Below are 20,794 nucleotides of genomic sequence, written 5' to 3'. Positions count from 1 at the left end.
GTTTTAGTTACCATTGTGTTTTCAGGAACAGGGTTAACCCGTGACTTTGCTCTCTCGACCACATCCGTGGTCCGCTTGGCGAAAATCAGTCCTAGCCACTTTTTTGTTGGCAACGGTCGCGATCAACGTCCAAGTGCAGGCCAAAGAAACGCTTGCCTCGCTGGAAGTAGTCGCCTTGTCGGCACTGCCTCGTGAAGCGCAGAAAACGCATCAGCTGATCTTGACCGGAGGGCCATTCCCTTACGAGAAAGACGGCATCGTTTTCGGCAATCGCGAACGCATCTTGCCTAAATATCCAAGAGGCTATTACCGCGAATACACCGTCCCGACGCCCGGCGCCCGCAATCGCGGTGCAAGGCGGCTGGTGTGCGGCGGCAAGCCCCCTAGCAATCCTGATGTTTGCTATTACACCGGCGACCACTATTCATCGTTTAAACGCGTTGCACAGTGAATCGAAGGTGATGAAAAGTTCTGAGACTATATAGGAGGATCGCGACCATGCTTTTGCAGACCGTCCGTCCCAATATCGTGCAGGCCATTCGGGCCTACCGCGTAGAGGACTTGATGCACGCCGCACAGGATGCTGGACAGCATTTTCTGTACGCCAACCTGACCGAGGCGCAATCCAAGCAGGATGTGCTGGAGGGGATTGCGCAAGCTTTCCTGTTCCCGGCTCATTTCGGCAAGAATCTTGATGCCCTTCATGATTGCATGACGGATCTGGTGCACAAGTCCGGCGCTCAGCCTGGCTTTGTCGTTGTGCTTGAGCAGTTGCCCGACAACGCCAAGTTCGACCGCGAAGTGCGCGAGCAACTGCTCGATGTCTTCCGAGAAGCGGCCGATTACTGGGCCGACCGCAAGGTTCAGTTCAGGTGCTTCTATTCTTTTCAGTAGCCCGCTCACAAGACAACGCGTCTTGGGAGCGGGCTACCGAAGAAGCCGCAGCTGCCCCGGTCAAGCCGGCAGCAAAGAATTCCAAAGCAGCAGCCAATGCCAATTTTGGAATGAATATGCCGATGATGAGCAGCGCTTTCGACACAGCCATGTGGTTGAACGCAGCCTAAGCAATCGACTCAGGCATATCAAAAAAGGATCCCTCGGGATCCTTTTTTTTCGCCTGACTATTGTTTCTTGAGTCAGTCGGCCTTGGCCAATACTTGCGCTAGCGCGACGAACTCAGCCACCGGCACCTCCTCGGCACGGCGCTGCAAATCGAACTGCCCACCAAAACCCTTGGTCGCCAGCCAGACACCGAGGCTGTGACGCAAGAGCTTGCGGCGCTGCGAAAACGCAACCGCCACCATTTCACCAAACAGCTTGCGATCCAGCTCGGGCGGCTTGGCATAGGGCTGCATACGCACAATGGCGGATTCGACCCGCGGCGGCGGATCGAAGGCGCTTGGCGGCACATCCAGCACCGACTCGATCGCATAGCGCCACTGCAGCATGACGGTCAAGCGGCCATAGTCCTTGCAGCAAGGCGCGGCTGCCATGCGGTCAACTACTTCCTTTTGCAGCATGAAATGCTGATCGACCACATGCTCCACATAGCCGAGCAGATGAAACAGAATTGGGCTGGAGATGTTGTAGGGCAGATTGCCGACAACCCGCAGACGCTGGCCCTTCGCGGCGGCAAGGGCGGCGAAATCAACCTTCAAGACGTCGGACTCAATGACCTCAAGCCCATCCCGGCTGCGCAGCTTGGCGGCCAAGTCACGATCCAACTCAATCACCGTCAGCGGCTTGATCCGGTCCAGCAAAGGAATCGTCATCGCGCCCAGGCCAGGCCCGATCTCGACCACCGTCTCGCCGCTTCGAGGGTCAATCGCGTCAACAATCGACTGGATGATGTTGACGTCGGTCAGAAAATGCTGACCGAAGCGCTTGCGTGCAATGTGCTGCGCCATGCTCAGTCCAGCCACTCGCGCATTTCGACATAGGCCCGCGAGCGCAAGTCCTTGACCCAGTCGAGATAGGCTTCCTCGTACTTGCCTTCGCGCAGAGCCGCTTTCGCCTGCTCGCGCAAGGCCTTCATCTCGACCTCGACCAAGCGGCGCTCTACCACCTGGATCAGATGCACGCCAAAGCGAGACGGCACAGGGTCGGAGATGCCGCCCAGCGGCAAGGCGTTCATCGCCGCCTCGAACTCGGGAACAAAAGCGCCAGGACCCATCCAACCCAGATCGCCCCCCTCAGCAGCGCTTCCATCCTCGGAGTTTTCGCGCGCTACCGCCTCGAAGCTGGTGCTGCCACTCGCGATCGCGCGCTTGAACTCGGCCAGACGACGCGTGGCGACCTCGGCGCTCAGCTGCGCCGATGGGCGCAGCAGCACATGCCGCGCATGGGTCTGCGTGACCGTCGTCAGCGAACCGCCGCCTTGACGCTCGACAACCTTCAACACATGAAAGCCGGCCCCCGAGCGCAGCAGCTTAGGGCTCAGCTCACCGCTCTTCAGCCCCGCGACAGCCTGCACAAACAAGTCCGGCAAGCGATCCGCAGGGCGCAGACCAAACTGGCCACCGCGCTCCTTGGTCGCATCATCCGAAAACTCACGCGCCAGCTTGGCGAAATCGTCCCCAGCCTGAGCACGAGCAAGCACCTCTTCGGCCCGGGCTTTCCGCTCGGCCACGACCGCCTCGGAAGCGCCGTCCGGCAGCTTGATCAGAATATGCGCCAGATTCATTTGCCCGGTGCTGTTCGCCTGCTCCTTGCGTTGCTCCAAATAGGTATCGATGTCGCCATCGGTAATCCGAATCCGCGCCTGCACCTCGCGCTCACGCACCCGCTCGGTCATCATCTGATCGCGCAAGTTTTCTCTAAAGGTGCGGAAGTCGGTGCCGTCCTGCTTGAGCCGCTCCAGCAACTGCGGCATGGTCAGCTTGTTCTGTGCCGCCACATTGCTGACCACACGGTCCAGCTCGGGCTCATCGACCTTGCCGCCGGTTTCACGCGCATAAGTGACCAAGACCCGATCATCGATCAAGGCGTCCATGGCCTGCTTGTGCAAAGCCGCCGGGTCGGGCATGGCCACACCCCGCCGTTTGGCCTCCTCGCGCAGCTGCAGGGTTCTTTGCACCACCTCGCTGGCTGCCACCACGTCTTGGTTGACCACCGCGGCAATGTAGTCGCCGGGTTTGAGGTCGATGGCGCGCTGCTGCGCCCAAGCCGCAGGGCTCAGCGGCAGGCCCATCAAAAGTGTTACACCGAACAGGGTCAGGGATCGAATCGACATATCAGTCATAGGGAGCTTCAGGGCTTGCCGAGCGATCATTGCTCAGGCGTCGGTAACCGGGCACATTGTCCCTCAAGACCTTGAGTGCGTTGGAACCCAGTTGGGACAAGCCCACCAGCTCCAATTGCAGCATCAAGCGCGTATTGGTTTCTGCGCGTCCGGTCGAGAGGCGCTCGGCCCCAACCCGGAACACCCAGCAACCGGCGTCATACTCAAAACCGAGCACCGAATCGGTCAGCTTTCGGTCAAACATGCTGTATTGCACGCGCCCAGCGCTGTACCAAGCACCGCCGCAGCCCGCGCTATCGCGCTTGGGTCCGGCCTCCTGGCCGTAGATGGGCCACTGCCATGCCAGCTCGACCTGCTCGCTCTGCCCACGCGTGAGCCGATAGGCCATGCTGACGGTACGAAAGGGGCCGGGCGAGTAACGTGCCCGCAGGATGGTGCGCACCGGGCGACTCTCATTGGGATTGAACTGCACCGCACCGTCGGTCCACCACTGCGGCCGCAAATGCGCCGAACCCAGCAGCAAGAGGTCGGAGAAGCGCTGCGTCACCGGCACCCCGTCGGGCGTGACCAGCTGATCGCGGAACAAATATCGCTGCACCAGACCCAAGCGCAAAAGCTCGGCACCCTGCTCGTTATCGACCCAGCGGCTGACCGCGCCGGCGGTCAATTGATGGGCGTCGGAAACCCGGTCGATGCCGGAGAACTGATTTGATGAGTAAATCGAATCGAAATTGAAGTCCTTGGGCGCGGAATCAAAGTTCGGGAACTGCTCTTGAGCCCGATAAGGTGTGTTGACGTAGAGCACGCGCGGCTCCAAGGTTTGCGTCAACTGGCGCTCAAAGACGCTGGTTTCACGCTCAAACACCCAACCATGGTCGACACTGAAGGTCGTCACCGTTCGTCCGATGGATTTGTGCCCGTCGTCGCGGGCCTGATCCAAGGCATATTGAGCGGCATTGACTTCCAGTCGCGGGATCAACCACCACGCCGCCCCGCCCATCGGTGCGCTGACATGCGCGAGCAAATGCGCGCGCTGCCCGGTTTGAGTCTGTGTAGGCAAGGCGCTAGGCGGCAGGTCAAAGCGGTTGTACTCCAGCTCTACCGAGCCCTCCAGACGGCTCTTGCGCCCCCAGGGCCGAAAGCCCTCCATGACCGCATCATCGGCGGCCGAAGTCAGGCGTAGCCCGACCTGCGGCGAGCGCTGATAGGGCGAAGCAAACTGAGACTGGGTGTCCAAGCCCTGCAGCACCTGCCACCGCTGCACCCGCGCATAGGCCTGCATCTCACCCCAATGGGTCTGCTGCCGCCGGTCAAACTGCAAATCCGTCGGCAAAAGCCGTTCGGTCTGCGAATGCAAGCGTTGCGGCAAATCCTTCCAATAGTCATCGTCCGAGACTCGCTCCGCCGCAAAACGGTAGCGCCAGTCACGTGCCAACTCTCCGTTTTGATCGAGGTTCACGGCCCAGCGGGAATGGCCCATCAAGCGATCATGCGGCAACAAAGCCAGCTTGGCGATACCGGCGTGCTGCGGCTCCAGATAACGGAATTCACTGTCCAGACCGAAGCCGCGCCGCGACATCACAAACGGAGTCAAGGTGGCATCACGCTGGGGGGCGATATTCCAGTAGTAAGGCATGCCGAACTCGACACCGCTGCGCTTGTCGATGCTGAAGCTTGGGGGAAGCCAGCCTGATTTACGCCCCAGCCCGAGCGGGAAACTCAGCTTCGGGGCGGGCAAGATTGGTACGCCGTAAAAACGCAGCACGCCACCGGTGGCCACACCCACATTGGCGTCGAAGTCGAGTTCGAGCTTTTGTGCGCTGAGTTCCCAAGGCAGAACCTGACCATCCTCACGCACTGGGCAGCTGCTGTAGGTGCCGGCCATCACCAAGACATTGTTGGCGCCGGCGAACTTGACACGTTCGGCATGCCCGCGCCCGCCGGTCAGCGCGAGGAAGTAGCTGGGCGAAAGAAACTCACCCTCAAAGCGATTGACATAGAGCTGCAACTCGGGACCACTGAAAACATTGCCGTCGCGATTGACTTCGACATTGCCGACCGCCCGCGCAAAATCCTCGACCTGCTCATAGTTCACCCGGTCCGCCTTAAGCAAGAGCTCGCCGGAGCGCAGTTCGACCGCCCCTTCCGCACTTGAGCCCTGGTCCAGACGCATGCTCAGCTTTTCAGCGCCGATGACCAAAGCCGCCTTGCCGCTTTGCGGGCCCTTGCCACTGGTCTGACGCACCGGCTTCAGTCGCAGCGCCTCTTGAGCCGCATCGACCGAAACGCCTGTGGTCGGCGCCTGCTGAGCGCGCACGCCATTCGCCGGGAGCAAAGTCCATGCACACAGGCACAGCAAGCTCAACCGGGGCCAGCCGCGCGGGAACGACTCTGTAGCGAAAACAAGGGGGGCGAATCGAACCAAGGCGGTGGGCAAAGACGTTGACTAGGGGCCGAGCACAGCAAGATGCCGGCAACTTCAATAAAACAGCGAGGCCGCAAGGGCGAGCAATTCACGCGCAAGGCGCCGAGCCTGCCCTCACGGTTTGTAAAATCCATTATCCATGAGGCGGCCAAAAGCCCGTCCCTGCCTCAGCCGATTTCCTCTAACGTGCAGCGCCCCGCCCATGAATTCCATTGTTTGGCCCCAGAAAAACCGCGAACTGCACTTTCAAACTTGGCTGCAGCCCCTGCTAACGCAACACGGCCTGCTAGCCGACACCCTGCAACTAGCCAGCGCCGACGCGAGCACGCGACGCTACTTGCGCATCACGGGCGAGAGCGGCAGCAGCTTCATCGTGATGGACGCGCCGCCAGAGAGCAACGATGTTCGCCCCTTCATCGCTATTGCGAAGCATATGGCCCTTGACTGCGGCCTGCATGTGCCGGAAATCATCGCCGCCGACGAAGCCCTGGGCTTTGTGCTGCTCAGCGACCTGGGGGATTTGACCTATCTGAAGGCGCTTCAATCTGCCAGCCCGGCCGAAGTAGACCGCCTGATGCGCGCGGCCACGCAAACCCTGCTGCAATGGCAACTCAAGGGCGACGCAGCCCGACTGCCGGCCTTTGACGAAAGTTTTGTGCGCCGCGAACTGCAGATCTTTGTCGACTGGTGTGTGCAGCGCGAATACGGCCGGCAGTGGAGCGAGACGCAGCTCAAATGGTGGGAGCACAGTTGCAAGGTGCTGGTGGCCAATATGGCCGAGCAGGCCCAAGTACCCATGCACCGCGATTTCATGCCGCGCAATTTAATGGTTTGCTCGGCTGCCGATGGCGCACTGCAAGTCGGCGTGCTGGACTTCCAAGACGCGGTGCGCGGACCCGTAGGCTACGACCTCGCGTCCCTGCTGCGCGACGCCTTCATCTCCTGGGACGAAGAACAAGAACTCGACTGGGCGATCCGCTATTGGGAGCAGGCCCGCCGCGCCGGCTTGCCCGTCGACCCCGACTTTGGCGAGTTCTGGCGTCAGGTCGAGTGGAGCGGCCTGCAGCGCCACCTGAAAATCCTCGGCCTGTTCTGCCGCCTCAAGCACCGCGATGGCAAGCCCGCTTATGCAGAGGACCTGCCGCGCTTTTTTGCCTATGCGATCAAGGTCTCGACCCGCTATGTGCAGCTCTCACCGCTGACGCATCTGCTGCAAGACCTGCAGGGCAGCATGGTCGAGACCAGCTTTACCCTGCGCTAAACCGTTTTCAGCTCAGGGGTGCGCCGCCATCACCTGGGCCACCGCAGCGGTCAGGCGTTTGCCGTAGGGCACGTGCAAGAACTCGTTCGGGCCATGGGCATTGCTCTTCGGGCCTAAGACGCCACAGACCATCATCTGCGCCGCTGGAAAGCCTTTTTGCAACATGCTCATCAAGGGGATGGTGCCGCCCTGGCCGATATAACCCACCGGCGCACCGAAATGCGTCTCGCTGGCCTGGTTGAGCGCTTGGCTCAGCCACGGCGAAAGATCGGGCGTGTTCCAGCCGGTCGCACCGTAAGCACCGGCGCGGCCGTCAGGCACGAACGTAACCTTGGCGTTATACGGCGCGTTGTCTTCCAGCAAAGCCTTCAAGCGCAGCGCGGCGTCGTTGCCGTCAACCAGGGGCGGCAGGCGCAGCGACAGCTTGAAGGCCGTGAAAGGCCGCAGAACATTGCCGGCACTCTTCATCTCCGGGAAGCCGTCCACGCCGGTGACCGACAAGGTGGGCCGCCACGTGCGGTTGAGCAAGACTTCGACCGGCTCAGCCGTCATCGGCAGCACCGGGCCGCCATCGGCGCCGCAAGCCCAGGGCAGGCGCTTGTACACCTCATCCTTCAACAGAGCTGCTGTTGCTTTGGCCTGCTCCACCCGGTTGGCCGGGATGTCGCAGTGAAAACTCTCGGGCAGCAAGCGGCCGGTTTTGGAGTCCTCCAGCCGGTCAAGCACTTGACGCAAGATCCGAAACGAGGAAGGCACCACGCCCGAGCCGTCACCGGAGTGAATCCCTTCGGTCAAGACCTCAACCTTGAGTACACCGCTGACCATGCCGCGCAAAGAAGTCGTTAGCCACAGCTGCCCATAATCACCGGCACCAGAGTCGAGGCAGACCACCAACGACACCTGGCCCAGCCGCTCCTTCAGGACGTCAAGGTAGGCCGGCAGATCGTAGGAACCCGACTCTTCGCAGGTTTCGATGATGCCAACGCACCGTGGGCGCGGGATGCCTTGTTTGTCCAGCGCCATGATGGCCGTCAGCGAAGCGTAGACCGCGTAGCCGTCATCGGCGCCACCGCGCCCGTAGAGCTTGCCATCCTCGTACTTGGGCGTCCAGGGGCCCAGATCGCTGCGCCAGCCGCTGAACTCGGGCTGCTTGTCCAGATGGCCGTACAGCACGATGGTGTCGGCGCTATCCAGCTTGGTGGCCGGCACCTCAAAGAAGATGATAGGCGTGCGGCCTTCCAGACGAATGACTTCCAGCTTGAGCCCGGCCACTTTTTTGCTCTCGACCCAGCCCGCCGCGTCGCGTAGTACCCGTTCGATATGACCGTTAGCGGCCCAGTCGGCGTCGAACATCGGGCTCTTGGCCGGAATGGCGATGTAATGCGTCAGCGCGGGGACGATTTCATCGTCCCAAACCTGGGCTGCAAAGTCGGCAATGGCCGTGGCTTGGTCGGGCTGCAAGGGCAAGGCGGGGTCGCGAGCATTCATGATGGGGTTCCAGCTTGTGGCGGAGGAGCCTGTATTTTAGAGCAAGGTTCGGCGTTCAACCAAACGGCACAAGCAACGAACCAAGCACCAAACACCACAAGAGCCGCCCAACGTCAACCATGCCGATCATATAAATAGTTATTTGCAAATTCAGCCATCTCATAAAGGCAACCATCAGATAGCGTGAATCTTCACAATTCGCTCAAATAGATCGTTATGTGGACGCCAATTCAAAAAACTGAAAAGATAGACCAATACAATTTCTCACCCACGCACCATTCATAAAATTGGGCGTTCGGGTGTGTAGTTATGTTTTCTAAAAATTCAGGGAATTCAATGAAGTTCACTTCCATCGCATGCGCAGCAGTACTGGCTGCCGCTTCCATCGGCGCCGCTCAAGCGGCCCCCCTCGTCACCAACGGTGACTTCAATACAGGCACCGGCATCGGTTTGCTCGGCACCAAGGCAACAGCTCCTGGCTGGAGCTCGGACAATGAAGGCACCGCCTTCAACTTCCTGGTGGACCAGAATGCCGACACCACCGGCTTCCAGTCCAACTCCGGCACCATCCAGTTGTACGGCCCAGGTACGGGCTACTTCAATGGCTTCAGGGATAGCAGCAACGGCAACCGCTTTTTCGGTAGTGACGCTGACTACCTGCCCGCCAAGCTTTATCAGACCATCACCGGGCTGCAAGTCAACCAGCACTACACGCTGAGCTTCGAATGGGCAGGCGCGCAGTTTGTTCGGCAGGGCCCGAGCGAAGGCGTGGCGAACGCCAGCCAATGGCATGTCACCGTCGGTAACGGCGGCAACAATGTGCTGGACGTACGCACGACCATGCATGACAACCCCAATGGCAAAGGCTTCGGCGGATGGTTCGACGTTAGCTATGATTTCATCGCCCAAAGCACCTCGGCGACATTGACGTTTTTGGCTGAAGGCAAGAACCTGAACGGACCTTCTTTCGCCCTGCTAGACAATGTGGTCATCACGACTGCAGTCCCTGAGCCAAGCACCTACGCGCTGCTGTTGGCAGGTTTGGGCGCGGTTGGTTTTATTGCCCGCCGCCGTAAGGCTGACTGATTGATTGACGTACCGCTGAGTCGCGCAATCAGATCCGTCTTTCTTTGATTGTGTATTGATTCCGCCTCTGAGGCTCTGCAGGCAAACCGGGCAGCCACAAGGCGCCCGGTTTTCTATTCCGCGCCAGATCGCTGAACCTCCTTCACTCTATGAATCAAGCGCAATACTGGGTTAATTTGCTCAGCCAACTGGGCACTGATGCGTTCCGGCTTTGCCTGTGGCTGCTGCTGCTGAGCGCCGTCTTTGTGCCCTTGGAGTTTTATCTTTCACGCCGGCCTGCGACAGAAAAGCGGGCCAGGATTGAGCCCTTCGACTTCCTCTATTTCTTCATCAACGGTTTGCTGCCCAGCTTGCTGTTGACGGCTCCTTTGGCTTTGCTGGCCGTCCTTGCGAGGCAGTTGGTGCCCGAGGCGCTACCCCAAGTTGTGGCTACGCTGTCCCTATGGCTGCGGCTCCTGCTGGTGCTGCTGGTCAGCGAGGTGGGCTTTTACTGGGGTCACCGCTTTAGTCACAAGGTGCCGTTTTTGTGGCGCTTCCACGCAGTTCACCATGCACCCAAGGGCCTGAACTTTCTGGTCAATCTGCATGCCCATCCGCTGGATTTGTGCTTCAACCGCCTGTGCGGCTTCATTCCGCTCTATTTGCTCGGGCTGATCGGCCCAAGCGCCGGCGGCACTGTCACACCAATCGCACTGATCGTGTTCAGTACCTTTTGGTCTCATTTTGTGCACGCCGATGTGCGCTGGCGCCTGGGGCCGCTCGAGCAGTTGATCTCATCGCCGGCTTTCCACCATTGGCATCACAACCGGGACGAACGGCCCGACTGCAACTTTGCCTCGCTGCTGCCCTGGATGGACCGTCTGTTTGGCACGCATTACCTGCCCAAACATTGGCCGACCGCCTACGGCATCACCGCAGACCATCCGGCTGGACTATGGCAACAACTGGCCGAGCCGCTGAAGCCTGCCGCGCGCCCATCAGGGCCAAGTGCTACAAGCCAGGCCTAGCCAAATCGTTCGACCAGCCAGCTTTGCAAGCGAGCAAATACCTGCTCGCGTTCCGGCTCGTTGAATATCTCGTGAAACAGGGGCTCAAAGCACTGCGCCTTGACCAGGCCCTGCGGTGCGCTGGCTGCGAACTCGGCCGAGCCAGCCGGCGCCACGCACTTGTCGCTGCCGGCCCACATCAACAAGGTCGGCACGACCCAGTCGGCGCCATGCAAACGGACCAACTCGCCGCCGTCCACAATCGCCCGCGCCAAGGTCGGCGTGATGCGGTCATGCACCAAGGGGTCATCAACATAGGCTTTGACCACCGAGGCGTCACGCGAGATCCATCTGGTCTTGAGCCCGTTGCCGACCGCCAAATGCGGCGCCAGCGCCACACCGATGGCCAGTTGCAGGCGCTGGAAACTTGACATGCCGGGGTCAAGCGCGGGCGAACTCAACACCAGCGCGTCGATGGGGCGAAACCACATCGGCAATTGCCCGCCACTGCTAGCCGCCAGGCCGCCGGCCACAAAACGCGCAGCCACCTGGCCGCCCATGCTGTGCCCCAGCAGAATCAAGGGGCTGCGCCCCAGCTGAGGGTCGAGCCGCAGCTCGTCGATCACCAGGGCGAGGTCTCGCAGCAGGCATTCGCCATCGCTCACATCCCCGCGCGGGCCGCCCGACGCGCCGTGACCGCGCTGGTCGAAGCCCACCACATGCCAGCCCCAGTTGTTCAAGCGCGCAGCCAGAGCCTCATAACGCCCAATATGCTCACCCAGACCGTGGACGATCAAGACGGTGCCAAGTGCTGGCTCCATACCCGGCTTGCTCCACTGTCGCCAGTGCAGCGGTACGCCGTCATCACATCTCAAGGTACGCATGCACACAGTGTAGGTAGGCCATGCCGCCCCGCGCCTCAGTGCTTGCCCGATCGGTATAACTACGCAAACACCTGCCACACAAACGCAAGCCAAGCGCCGATGGTGGTGCGCACGGCTCTACACTCACGGGCGTAGCCAAGCCCTCCCGCCCCAGAAGGCCCCATGAGATCACTTTTTACCCTGCTGCTGTCTCTCTTGCTGGCCGCCTGCGCCGCGCCCAAGTACACCGTCGATGATGGACGTAAGGTTGATGAAAGCCTGCTGGCCAATATCCGGGCCTATGGCAGTGGCGAGCAGTCTCTGCGGCCCGCCATCGTGCGCAGCGCCGGCTTGAAAGACGCCCAATGCGATCACCAATGGGAGTTACCCTTCGCGGTCGCGACCAGCTATGGTTGGGACGAAAACGACCGCGTCGCTTGGGTGCGCGGACTCAATGTCGACGAGCGTTTGACGGTGGTGGCGGCCTCGCCCAACTCGACACTCAATCCGGGCGACAAGCTGCAGGCCGTGGCCGGCAGGGCAGACAAAGACAGCGAGGCGCTGCTGGCCCGACTGGCCGACGCGCGCGACGCCGGCAAGCCCTTTTTTGTCACCCTCAGCAACGGCGCCAGTCGATCCATCACGCCTTTTGAGGTCTGCCGGGGCTACGCCCGCTTAGCGCCCCCCAACACGCCCGAAATGCAGGACTACCACTGGTTGCTGAGCATGCATTCGCTGGATCTGTCGAAGGCACAGCTCAGCGAAGATGAAGCGCTGTGGGCGGTGCTGTGGACGCAAGGCCTGTCCGAAGAGGGCGGCGCGCGCATGAAGACCTATCACTACGGCACCAAGATCGTCGGCACCCTCTACAACTTGGCCACCCTCGCCACCGGCCTGCACGGCGCGGCCCTGGCGGCCGAAGCCGCAGTCACCGCGGCCAAGGAGGCCGCCAAATCGGTCGCCTCCGAGATCATCAAGCAGCAGCTGATCGAGCAAGGCAAGGCCCTGGCGATGCAGAGAATTCGCGAAGGCCTGATCGATGCCGGCAAGGAGCTGAGCAAGCAGCAAGTGATGAACGGCCTGCAGGCGGCTGCCGCCAACCGCAGTTCGCTGTCCGGCGTTGCATGGATCGCGTCCACCGTGTTTGACCAAGCCGATCAGTGGGCCTTCGAGCGCGCCACAAAACTCGGCGCCGACCCCTTGGCGGCCTTTAGCCTGCATCAGAAGTTGCTGGAGCGCCGCCTGGCGGGCAACGCGTTTGCGCTCGATATCGAACGCCTCGAATCCCTCAGCAAGCTGGCTCAGACCAAGGGCTTGGATGCGCAGGTTCAGGCCATTTTGCGCGGCTTCAAGGCCAGCGAGCTGGCCCTCGAAATCGGCGCCATGCCCCTGGCCAGCGCCCCCACCACCTTCTCCTACGAAAGCGCCAGCGACCCCGGCAGCAGCCCTTTCGCGCGCGGTTTGATCGACGCCATGTTGGATATTCCGACCGAGTCAGGCGGGCATAAATAATGAAAATGATGAGTGTGAAGGAAAAAATGAACGGGCGCTGGCCCGCGTCCTTGGGCCTAATCCTATTTTTGAGCGGATGGGCTATCGGCGCGCATGCGCAGACCGCGGTTCAGACTGCGGGGCAAAACGCGCCCCAGCCCCTTTCTGCCAGCTCAGCCCCTTCGGCGGCATCTGCCCCAGCGGTCGCGCCCGACGCCGCCTCAGCGCCCGCAGGCCTGGACAGCGCCGAAGCCGCAGCCCCTGCGCCGCCCAGCTGTTCGGTGCTGACCCAGCGCGCCATGTCCACCGAGCTGCGCGCCGCCACCGCGCTGAGCCAGAACAAGGGGGTCGACGAGACCGCCAAACTTTTTGACCGCGCGATTGCCCAATGGACCCTGGCGCTGGACGGCTGCGAAGGCCGGCCGCGTGAGCGCGCTCAGAAAAACCTCAACGACAGCGAACGCCAGCGCGCGCTGCTGGCCGAGCGCCAGGCCGCCGGTTCTCAGTGCGAGGTATCGCACCGCGACGCAGCCTCGCTGCAGGAGCTGGCCGCGCGGGCCTTTGGCGAACGCCGCTGGCAGGACGCCGCCTCACTCTACGGCAAGGCCGAAACCATGTGGGACTTGGCCGCCGAACATTGCACAGGCGCGCAGCAACAAATCGCCAACAAAAAGCGCGAGCAGGCCGAAATCGACGCCCACAATGCCGAACACTGCGCTCCTTTGTTTGAGCGCGCCCGAGAGTACACGCAGAAATTCAGAGCCGCAGCCGCCGGCTTGACCCCGACCGACAAGCAGCAACAGTCGCAGAGCTCAGAGACGCTCTGGCGCAAGGCCAATGCCGCCTGCAAGGGCAATGCGCAGGAGCTGGCCGGCAACAATGCCCAAGCGGTGGCGCGCGAGCGCGGCACGCCTTGGGTTGCCACTCAAGTCGCCGAGGCTGCGCCCGCGCCCGCAGCTGCGCCAAAACCCTCGCCAACGCCTGCGCCCACAGCACAGGGCGCAGCCTCCAGCAAGCCAAACCCGGCAACGCTCGTGACGGCAACAACGGCAGCAGCCGCCACTGTGGCCGCGCCAAGCGCGGTCACGGCCGCAGCGGTCGGCGCCGCCGCCCTGGCCGCCGTCAGCCCGCGTCCGGCCAGCGCTGAGCAGCCGCAGCAGCAACAGCAACAGGCGGTGCCTGCAGCCTCAGGCTCTTCATCAACCAACAAATCCAACGCTCAAGAGCTGGATGTACTCACCGGCGACACCCGCTACAAAGGCTTGTTCACCCGCGAAGAGGGTCAGGTCGTGACGGGCAACGGCCGGGTCGAGTGGGCCAATGGCGATGTCTATATCGGTGACTTGCTGCGCAGCGTGCGCCATGGCAAGGGCGAATTCATCTGGGCCAGCGGCCAGCGTTACAGCGGCGACTGGGTACAAAACAAGGCCACCGGCACCGGCAAGGTCGTGTTCACCAATGGCAATCAGTTCGAAGGCACGGTGATCGACGGCACGCCCGAGGGCACCGGCCAGCTTCAGTACGCCAGCGGCGATGTGTACAAAGGGCAGGTGCAACAAGGCCTGCCCCATGGCCGGGGCAGCTTCCAGTGGAAGGGCGGCCAGCAGTTCGAGGGCGACTGGGTGCGCGCGGTGCCGCAGGGCAAGGGCGTGCTGCGCTTTGCCAACGGCAACCGCTATGAAGGCGACATCGTGGCCGGCCAGCCGCAGGGCCAAGGCCTGATGCAACTCAGCTCGGGCGATCGCTATGAAGGCATGTTTCACCAGGGCGAGCCGCAGGGCCAGGGCAGCTACAACTGGAAGGCCGGCGAACGCTATGTGGGCGCCTGGGTGGCCGGCCGCAAGCATGGCAAGGGCATCTTCTATTGGCCCAATGGTGACCGCTGGGAGGGTGAATTCAAAGACGACTTGCGCACCGAGTTTGGCGAGTTCATCCCCAAGGAATAGGGCCGCATTTCAAGCAGAAGGAACCCGCATGAACACCCGCATTGAACTGCTCCCGCCCGATATCAGGCCTTACCGCGCCAGCACCAGCGGGGTCGACTATGTTCATGTCTTTGCGTCCGGCCGCCCCGGGCCGGTCGTGATGGTGCAGGCGCTGACGCATGGCAATGAGTTGTGCGGCGCGATCGCCTTGGACTGGCTGTTCCAGCAGGGGCTGGGGCGCAGCTTGATGCCGCTGCACGGCGAGCTGATCATCTGCTTTGCCAATGTCGAGGCCTATGCCCGCTTCAGCCCCGCCGACCCGAACGCCTCGCGCTGCGTGGACGAAGACCTCAACCGCGTCTGGCATGACAGCGTTTTGTTCGGCCCCGGTGACTCCCTGGAGCTGCGCCGCGCTCGCCAGCTGCAGCCCTTTGTGGACCGCGCCGATCTGCTGTTCGATATCCATTCAATGCAAGACGCTTGCCGCCCCTTGATGGTGTGCGGCCTGCTGGACAAGGGCGCCACCCTGGCGCGCGAACTGGGCATGCCGGGCGACCTGTTGATCGATACCGGCCACCCCTCGGGCCTGCGCATGCGTGACCGCGGTGGCTTCGGTGACCCCGCCAGCCCCAAGAACGCTTTGCTGATCGAATGCGGCCAACATTGGGAACAAAGCTCGGCCGACGTCGCCATCGACAGCCTAGTGCGCTTCCTCAAACTGAGCGGCATGGTGGACACGAGCTGGGCCGACGCCCGGCTGCGCCTTCCGCTGCCGCCCAAGCAGCAGCTGATCCGGGTCGACCAGGCCGTGACGGCCTTGAGCGCCGACTTCCATTTCCTGCAGCCGGTGCGTGGGCTCGATGTGATCGCCCGGGCCGGCACGGCATTTGCGCAGGACGGCGACACCGTTTTCACAACAAGTTATGACAACACCGTGCTGGTGATGCCGAGCCTCAAACATGGCAAACCGGGAAATACGATGGTGCGACTGGGGCGTTTTGACCCAACTTGAGCTGGATCAAGAACGAAGGGATCAAGAAGTGCGAACGTGACATCTTCATGACAGCCCATTCAAGACCATGAGCCCAAGTCCAGCCAAGCCCAGCCCTGCCAAAAAGTCCGCCACTCCGCGCGCCGCCAAAGCCAAGGCTGCACCGGCACCGCTTGAGAGGCCGCGCCGTGCCCGCAGCGGCGACACCGCCGGCTCAAGCAATGACAAACGCATCGCCCGCCAAGTTGTCAAAGAGGCCTTGGGCGCGGCGCGCGAGCGCCAGTTGGCCGCCTTGAAAGACATCGTTGCCAAGGGCGGGCCGGATGCCTTGGCCTCGTCGGTGAAAGCCATGGTGGCCGGGGCCTCGGCCGACGATGCGACCGCGCTGCGCGAAGCGCTGCTGCAGGAGCTGCACGCCACGCCCTTGAACGGCACACATCCAGACGAGGAGCTGTCGGCCGATTGGCGGCGCGGCGGCTACCCGTATAAGAACCTGATGTCGCGCAAGACCTATGAGCAGCAAAAATACCAACTGCAGGTCGAGTTGCTGAAGCTGCAGGCCTGGGTCAAGGCCACCGGGCAGAAGGTCATCATCTTGTTCGAGGGCCGCGACGCCGCCGGCAAGGGCGGCACCATCAAGCGCTATATGGAGCACTTGAATCCGCGCGGTGCGCGTGTGGTGGCGCTGGAAAAACCCAGCGAGGTCGAGCGCGGCCAATGGTACTTCCAGCGCTATGTGCAGCATCTGCCGACCGCCGGCGAGATCGTGCTGTTTGATCGCAGCTGGTACAACCGCGCCGGCGTCGAGCGGGTGATGGGCTTTTGCAGCAATGACGAGTACGTCGAGTTCATGCGCCAAGCCCCAGAGTTCGAACGCAACTTGGTGCGCAGCGGCGTGCACCTGGTCAAGCTCTGGTTCTCGGTCAGCCGAGCCGAGCAGCGCCGCCGCTTCAAGGAGCGCGAAGCGCACCCGCTCAAGCAATGGAAGCTGTCACCGATCGATCTGGCCTCGCTGGACAAATGGGACAGTTACACCAAGGCCAAAGAAGCGATGTTCTTCCACACCGACATTGCCGAGTCACCCTGGACCGTCGTCAAGTCAGACTGCAAAAAACGCGCGCGCCTGAACGCGATGCGCCATGTGCTGCACCAGCTGCCCTATACCAACAAGGATCTGGCCAAACTCGGTCAGCTCGATCCCTTGCTGGTCGGCCGGGCTAACTCGGTTTATGAGCGGGGTGAAGCGAAGGGCACGGCGGGCGCTTGATGCCTTTTTGGCCTCAGCCCCGATCGAACTTGAACACGGCCATGCTGGCCAGCAGGTTCGGGAAGCTGCGCACCGCCTGGCCGTCCTGGATGCCGAAGCTGTCCAGTATGCGCAGGCGGTTCTTGCGCGCCAGCACCTCGAAGTCGGCAAAAGTGCCGACCCGGATATTGGGCGTGTTGTACCACTCGTAAGGCAGCACCCGCGTCACCGGCATGCGCCCCAAGGCCACTTGCAACCGGTTCGGCCAATGGGCGAAATTGGGGAAGCTGACGATGCCGATACGGCCGACGCGCGCGGTTTCGCGCAGCATCGCCTCGGTATTGCGCAGATGCTGCAAGGTCTCCAACTGCAAGACCACATCGAAGCTCTGGTCCTCGAAGATGGTCAGCCCGTCTTCCAGATTGAGCTGGATCACATTGACACCGCGCTGAGCGCAGGCCAGCAAATTGGCATCATCCAGCTCGACACCGTAGCCGGTGCAGCCTCTATGCTTTTGCAAATAGGCAAGCAACTCGCCGGTACCGCAGCCCAGGTCCAGGACGCGCGAGCCGACCGGCACCAAGGCCGCGATTTGTTCGATGACGCCGGCGCTCATGCTGCCTCTCCTGCAATGCGAGTGAAATAGGCGCGCAAGACGCCGTGATAGCGCGGGTCCTCCAACAAGAAGGCGTCGTGCCCATGCGGCGCGTCGATCTCCGCGTAAGACACATCAAGCTTGTTGTCCAGCAAGGCCTTGACGATCTCGCGCGAGCGGGCCGGCGAAAAGCGCCAATCGGTCGTGAAGCTTGCGAGCAAAAACTTGCAGCGCGCGCTGGCAAAAGCGCGGCTCAGGTCGCCGCCGAACTCGCGCGCCGGATCGAAATAATCGAGCGCCCGCGTGATTAAGAGATAGGTATTGGCGTCAAAGTAATCGCTGAACTTGTCGCCCTGATGGCGCAGATAGCTCTCGATCTGGAACTCGATATCCTGAGTCGTGTAGCCCAGCTCGGCGGCGCGCATTTCGCGCCCGAACTTCTGCTCCATCGCGTCGTCCGACAAATAGGTGATGTGGCCAATCATCCGCGCCACACGCAGGCCGCGCTTAGGGATGGCGCCATGCTCGGCGTAATGGCCGCCGTGGAAGTCGGGGTCGGTGATGATGGCGCGGCGCGCCACTTCGTTGAAGGCGATGTTCTGCGCCGACAGCGCCGGTGCGGTCGCTATCGCGATGCAGTGGCGCAGGCGCTCGGGGTAGCGCAGCGCCCAGTCCAGCGCCTGCATGCCGCCCAAGGAGCCGCCCAAGACCGCCGCCAACTGCGTAATGCCTAACTCGTCAAGCACACGGGCCTGAGCATCAACCCAGTCTTGCACGGTGACGACGGGGAAATCGGCGCCGTAAACCTTGTTTGTCGCCGGATTGATGTCGCGCGGCCCGGTCGAGCCAAAGCAGGAGCCGAGGTTGTTGATGCCGATGACGAAGAACTTGCTCGTATCCAGCGGTTTGCCGGGGCCGATCAGGTTGTCCCACCAGCCTTCGCTTTTGTCCTGGCCCGCGTAGGTGCCGGCGACATGGTGGCTGGCGTTCAGCGCGTGGCAAACCAGCACCGCATTGCTGCGCGCGGCGTTCAGCTCGCCATAGGTCTCGTAGACCATCTCGTAGTCGCGCAACTCAAGCCCGCTGCGCAGGCGCAGCGGCTGCGCAAAAGCCATGCGCTGAGGGCTGACGTCGCCCAGTTGACCGCTATGTGGCATCAGTGAAAAGCCTCCTAAAAAACAAAACCGGCACCGCTAAAGGTAAGCGGACGCCGGCTTGCGGAGTCCCTTTTAGCGGAATTTATTGAGCGCCCGCAATTCGGTACAAATCGGCGCTATGAGGCATTATAGAAGGGCAGCGCGCCGCCCCTCCAGGCTCAAGGTGCCGTGCACAAGCAATGCACGACCGCCCCAAAGGGCTTGCGGCTGTTGCTGACTTCGGCGACAAAGGCCAACTCTGCACTCGCCTCCTGCAAGGCGGCGGGCAAGCTCAAACCCAACTCGGCGCGAATCGCTGCCGCAATCGACGGCGCCAACACATCCTCCAAGCTGCTCAGCAAACGCTCCCAGCGGCCCATCTCGCCTTCGACATAGCTGACCCGCGCATCGGTGCCCAGCTTGGCCTTGGCCGCGGCCGATTTAATCGCATCGTCCAGGCTGCCCAGGCGATCAACCAAGCCGCGCTCCAAGGCTTGCGCGCCGGTCCAGACGCGCCCCTGAGCGACGGCGTCCAGCTCGGCCACCGTCTTCTTGCGCGCGGCCGCTGCTTTGCCGGTGAACTCGGCATAGATGTGGTTGATGCCGGACTGCACCACCGAAGCCAAGCGCGGGTCGAGCGGGCGGCGCGGGTCGTAGCCGCCGGCCAGCCAAGTGGTGGTGTGGCCGCCGGTGTGGATGGACAACTTCTCCAGCAGCTTGTCGCCGGTCGGCAGCATGCCGAACACGCCGATCGAGCCGGTGATGGTGCCGGCCTCGGCAATCACCTCGTCCGATGCCATCGAAATCCAATAACCGCCCGAAGCCGCCACATCGCCCATGGACACCACGACGGGCTTGCCGGCCTTGCGCGTCAGCTCCAACTCACGCCGAATCACTTCCGACGCAAAAGCGCTGCCGCCGGGCGAATTGACGCGCAGCACCAGCGACTTGATGTTCTCATCCTCGCGCGCTTGGCGAATCAGCCTGGCGGTCGAATCGCCGCCGATGCGGCCCGGCCCGGCCGAGCCGTCGCTGATTTCACCCTCGGCCACCACGATGCCGACCGCCGGGCCATGTTCCAAGACCGGCTTCACATGCACCTGGTACTCGGCAAAGCTGACGCGCCGATAGCTATTGCCCTTGTCGTCCTTGGCGCCGTGCGCGATCAGCAACTCACGCACCTCGTCGCGAGTCTTGATGCCGTCGATCAGCTTGGACTGCAGCGCCAGCTTGGCCGCGTCGCCGCCGACGGCGGCCAGCGCTTCCGGCAGCTTCTCGATGCCAGCCGCCACTGCGCCCTTGGGCAGCTTGCGCGCCGACTCAATCGCGGCCGTGTAGCCCGTCCACAACTCACCCAGCAAATAACTCTCTGCTTCCAGTGACGCCGGCGACGGCGCGTTGGCAAAGTAGGGCTCGGCAAAACTCTTGAAGGTGCCCACGCGCAGCACATTGGCCGACACGCCCAAGCGGTCCAGCGCGTCTTTGTAGTAATTGCGATAACGCCCGAAACCCTCAATCCTCACCGACCCCAGCGGGTTCAAGTAAATCTCATTGGCCTGCGCGGCCAAAAAGTAGCCGCGCTGATCAAAGTGGTCGCCATAGGCAATGATCTTCTTGCCGCCGGCCTTGAAGCGATTCAGTGCTGCCGACACCTCGTGCAGCCCCGCCATACCGGCGCCGTCAAACTCGTCCAGCTGCAGCAAGACCTGGCTGATATGGGGGTCCTTGCCGGCGGTCTCCAGCGTCGCCAGCACATCGCGCAGCCGCGTCTGGCGCTGCGCATTGCCCTTGAGCTGCGCCATCACCTGCTCACGCGGCGAGCCAGAGAACTGCTCCACCAAGCTGCCGCGCAGATCCAGCACCAGGGTTGTCTTGTCTTTGAGCGGCGCAGGGCCGCGCGACATCAGGCCGCTGACCAGCGCAACCAACAGCGCCAACATCAGCAGGTTCAGCAAGAAACGCCGGCTCGCATCCAGCGCCGCCCAAAACTTGCGAATCACCCACCACAGGCCAAAGAACACGCTTTTCACGCCCATATTTTTGCCACTTGCGTGGGCTCC

The 20,794-nt window shown here is 62.2% G+C and carries 17 protein-coding genes; 9 read left to right on the top strand and 8 right to left on the bottom strand.

The genetic code is table 11. The features are described from left to right. Nucleotides 1-121: 121 nt before the first annotated feature. Together PRZ03_RS01920 and PRZ03_RS01915 are read left to right on the top strand one after the other, a co-directional pair. A complete protein-coding gene (locus tag PRZ03_RS01920) occupies nucleotides 122-451 on the top strand; it encodes a guanyl-specific ribonuclease (protein ID WP_409993915.1) in 330 nt (109 codons plus the stop codon). Nucleotides 452-498: 47 nt separating this feature from the next. Beyond that, nucleotides 499-894, top strand: coding sequence for a barstar family protein (locus PRZ03_RS01915; protein WP_263534897.1), 396 nt, complete (start codon nucleotides 499-501; stop codon nucleotides 892-894). Nucleotides 895-1,136: 242 nt separating this feature from the next. Here the strand turns inward: PRZ03_RS01915 and rsmA are convergent, their stop codons facing one another. From rsmA to PRZ03_RS23905, 3 genes are read right to left on the bottom strand one after another with little or no spacing between them, the layout of a single operon-like run. Beyond that, nucleotides 1,137-1,907: a 16S rRNA (adenine(1518)-N(6)/adenine(1519)-N(6))-dimethyltransferase RsmA gene (rsmA, locus tag PRZ03_RS01910; RefSeq protein WP_273598770.1), complete on the bottom strand. Its 771-nt coding sequence runs from the start codon at nucleotides 1,905-1,907 to the stop codon at nucleotides 1,137-1,139. A gap of 2 nt (nucleotides 1,908-1,909) precedes the next feature. Next, nucleotides 1,910-3,232 carry a peptidylprolyl isomerase gene (locus PRZ03_RS01905; protein ID WP_263534899.1) on the bottom strand — a complete coding sequence of 441 codons (1,323 nt, stop codon included), beginning with the start codon at nucleotides 3,230-3,232 and terminating at the stop codon, nucleotides 1,910-1,912. A 1-nt stretch (nucleotide 3,233) separates the two neighbouring features. Further along, a complete protein-coding gene (locus PRZ03_RS23905) occupies nucleotides 3,234-5,558 on the bottom strand; it encodes an LPS-assembly protein LptD (protein WP_273598769.1) in 2,325 nt (774 codons plus the stop codon). Between the two features lie 310 nt (nucleotides 5,559-5,868). On the opposite strand from PRZ03_RS23905, the gene PRZ03_RS01895 reads away from it, so the two are divergent. Then, nucleotides 5,869-6,927 (top strand): aminoglycoside phosphotransferase family protein, encoded by a 1,059-nt coding sequence (locus tag PRZ03_RS01895; RefSeq protein WP_263534901.1) that lies wholly within the window; start codon nucleotides 5,869-5,871, stop codon nucleotides 6,925-6,927. Nucleotides 6,928-6,939: 12 nt separating this feature from the next. On the opposite strand, the gene PRZ03_RS01890 is transcribed toward PRZ03_RS01895, so the two are convergent. Beyond that, on the bottom strand, nucleotides 6,940-8,415 hold the full coding sequence (locus PRZ03_RS01890; RefSeq protein ID WP_273598768.1) for a M20 family metallopeptidase: 1,476 nt from the start codon (nucleotides 8,413-8,415) through the stop codon (nucleotides 6,940-6,942). A 336-nt stretch (nucleotides 8,416-8,751) separates the two neighbouring features. Here PRZ03_RS01890 and PRZ03_RS01885 point away from each other — a divergent pair, with 336 nt between their 5' ends. Continuing rightward, nucleotides 8,752-9,501 carry a PEP-CTERM sorting domain-containing protein gene (locus PRZ03_RS01885; RefSeq protein ID WP_273598767.1) on the top strand — a complete coding sequence of 250 codons (750 nt, stop codon included), beginning with the start codon at nucleotides 8,752-8,754 and terminating at the stop codon, nucleotides 9,499-9,501. Nucleotides 9,502-9,650: 149 nt separating this feature from the next. After that, nucleotides 9,651-10,508: a sterol desaturase family protein gene (locus tag PRZ03_RS01880; protein ID WP_273598766.1), complete on the top strand. Its 858-nt coding sequence runs from the start codon at nucleotides 9,651-9,653 to the stop codon at nucleotides 10,506-10,508. Here the strand turns inward: PRZ03_RS01880 and PRZ03_RS01875 are convergent. After that, the gene (locus PRZ03_RS01875; RefSeq protein WP_273598765.1) at nucleotides 10,505-11,371 is read right to left on the bottom strand and encodes an alpha/beta hydrolase; all 867 of its coding nucleotides are present in this window, start codon (nucleotides 11,369-11,371) and stop codon (nucleotides 10,505-10,507) included. The two genes, PRZ03_RS01880 and PRZ03_RS01875, sit on opposite strands and share 4 nt — an antisense overlap. A 162-nt stretch (nucleotides 11,372-11,533) precedes the next feature. Between PRZ03_RS01875 and PRZ03_RS01870 the strand changes: the two genes are divergently transcribed. The 4 genes from PRZ03_RS01870 (at nucleotide 11,534) to ppk2 (ending at nucleotide 17,024) form a co-directional block, all read left to right on the top strand. Further along, nucleotides 11,534-12,862, top strand: coding sequence for a hypothetical protein (locus PRZ03_RS01870; RefSeq protein WP_273598763.1), 1,329 nt, complete (start codon nucleotides 11,534-11,536; stop codon nucleotides 12,860-12,862). An 8-nt stretch (nucleotides 12,863-12,870) separates the two neighbouring features. After that, nucleotides 12,871-14,787 (top strand): MORN repeat-containing protein, encoded by a 1,917-nt coding sequence (locus PRZ03_RS01865; protein WP_273598762.1) that lies wholly within the window; start codon nucleotides 12,871-12,873, stop codon nucleotides 14,785-14,787. A 28-nt stretch (nucleotides 14,788-14,815) separates the two neighbouring features. Beyond that, entirely contained in the window at nucleotides 14,816-15,778 is a 963-nt protein-coding gene (locus PRZ03_RS01860) for a M14 family metallopeptidase (protein WP_273598761.1), read from the top strand. A gap of 67 nt (nucleotides 15,779-15,845) precedes the next feature. Next, the gene (ppk2, locus tag PRZ03_RS01855) at nucleotides 15,846-17,024 is read left to right on the top strand and encodes a polyphosphate kinase 2 (RefSeq protein WP_273598760.1); all 1,179 of its coding nucleotides are present in this window, start codon (nucleotides 15,846-15,848) and stop codon (nucleotides 17,022-17,024) included. Between the two features lie 13 nt (nucleotides 17,025-17,037). Here the strand turns inward: ppk2 and metW are convergent, their stop codons facing one another. The 3 genes from metW to sppA form a co-directional block, all read right to left on the bottom strand. Next, nucleotides 17,038-17,619 carry a methionine biosynthesis protein MetW gene (gene metW, locus PRZ03_RS01850; RefSeq protein WP_273598759.1) on the bottom strand — a complete coding sequence of 194 codons (582 nt, stop codon included), beginning with the start codon at nucleotides 17,617-17,619 and terminating at the stop codon, nucleotides 17,038-17,040. Next, nucleotides 17,616-18,755 carry a homoserine O-succinyltransferase MetX gene (metX, locus tag PRZ03_RS01845; protein WP_273598758.1) on the bottom strand — a complete coding sequence of 380 codons (1,140 nt, stop codon included), beginning with the start codon at nucleotides 18,753-18,755 and terminating at the stop codon, nucleotides 17,616-17,618. Before metX ends, metW begins: the two co-directional genes overlap by 4 nt. 158 nt (nucleotides 18,756-18,913) lie before the next feature. Further along, nucleotides 18,914-20,770 (bottom strand): signal peptide peptidase SppA, encoded by a 1,857-nt coding sequence (sppA, locus tag PRZ03_RS01840; protein ID WP_273598757.1) that lies wholly within the window; start codon nucleotides 20,768-20,770, stop codon nucleotides 18,914-18,916. Nucleotides 20,771-20,794 lie beyond the last annotated feature (24 nt).

This window comes from Roseateles albus, from assembly GCF_028595345.1.
GTDB lineage: Bacteria > Pseudomonadota > Gammaproteobacteria > Burkholderiales > Burkholderiaceae_C > Paucibacter_A > Paucibacter_A albus.
The sequence above is the reverse complement of the archived record's forward strand: the minus strand, read 5'-3'. Positions and strand labels throughout refer to the sequence as shown.